This window comes from Brevibacillus sp. FW301-21C12A (assembly GCF_058788915.1).
In genome coordinates, this window is the sequence record NZ_JBYTBG010000112.1 from 1 (window position 1) to 1179 (window position 1179).

Genomic DNA, 1179 nt, shown 5'->3' on the forward strand with positions numbered 1-1179 from the left:
AGGCGGGGATGACGTCAAATCATCATGCCCCTTATGACCTGGGCTACACACGTGCTACAATGGTTGGTACAACGGGATGCTACCTCGCGAGAGGACGCCAATCTCTTAAAACCAATCTCAGTTCGGATTGTAGGCTGCAACTCGCCTACATGAAGTCGGAATCGCTAGTAATCGCGGATCAGCATGCCGCGGTGAATACGTTCCCGGGCCTTGTACACACCGCCCGTCACACCACGGGAGTTTGCAACACCCGAAGTCGGTGAGGTAACCGCAAGGAGCCAGCCGCCGAAGGTGGGGTAGATGACTGGGGTGAAGTCGTAACAAGGTATCCGTACCGGAAGGTGCGGATGGATCACCTCCTTTCTATGGAGATATGACCGTTAGCGCAAATTCGCTGTTCAGTTTTGAAGGAGCATATCCTTCAAAAGATGAAAGGAAGTTCTGCTAAGAGCACTCGCGTCCATGCGAGAACGCAGAACGACTTACATCCTATAAGTCTGGTGACGATGGCGGAGGGGACACACCCGTTCCCATACCGAACACGGCCGTTAAGCCCTCCAGCGCCGATGGTACTTGCTCCGCAGGGAGCCGGGAGAGTAGGACGTTGCCAGGCGGACGCCAAAAGGATCGTCTGCTAAAGGCGCCTCATCCGTGAGGTGAAGCAGGCACATATCCTGTGCGTCGCAACTTGTTCCTTGAAAACTGGATACTGCATGTAATTGCTAAGGATTTAAACTGTAAGTACTTTTTAGTAATTACGGAAAGCAAGGATGGCATGCTAAGTGCGCCTCATCCATGAGGCAACGCATGCACTAGCACATCCTGTGCGTCGTGGTTAAGTTACTAAGGGCACACGGTGGATGCCTTGGCGCTAGGAGCCGAAGAAGGACGCAGCGAACTGCGATAAGCCTCGGGGAGCGGTAAGCACGCTTTGATCCGGGGATCTCCGAATGGGGCAACCCACCATCTGTAATGGGATGGTATCCTTCACTGAATCCATAGGTGATGAGAGGGCAGACCCGGTGAACTGAAACATCTAAGTAGCCGGAGGAAGAGAAAACAATAGTGATTCCGTCAGTAGTGGCGAGCGAACGCGGAAGAGCCTAAACCGTCGGGTTTACCCGGCGGGGTTGTGGGGCGTCTCACATGGAGTTACAAAGGATGGATGTAGATGAACAG

General features: G+C 53.4%; 3 rRNA genes. All 3 read left to right on the plus strand.

Features of this window, described 5'->3' with window-relative positions:
• Positions 1-363: ribosomal RNA gene (locus tag AC3WQH_RS25470) — 16S ribosomal RNA — on the plus strand; the annotation flags it as partial.
• A 133-nt stretch (positions 364-496) separates the two neighbouring features.
• Positions 497-613, plus strand: a 5S ribosomal RNA gene (gene rrf, locus AC3WQH_RS25475).
• 220 nt (positions 614-833) lie between these two features.
• Positions 834-1179, plus strand: a 23S ribosomal RNA gene (locus AC3WQH_RS25480); the annotation flags it as partial.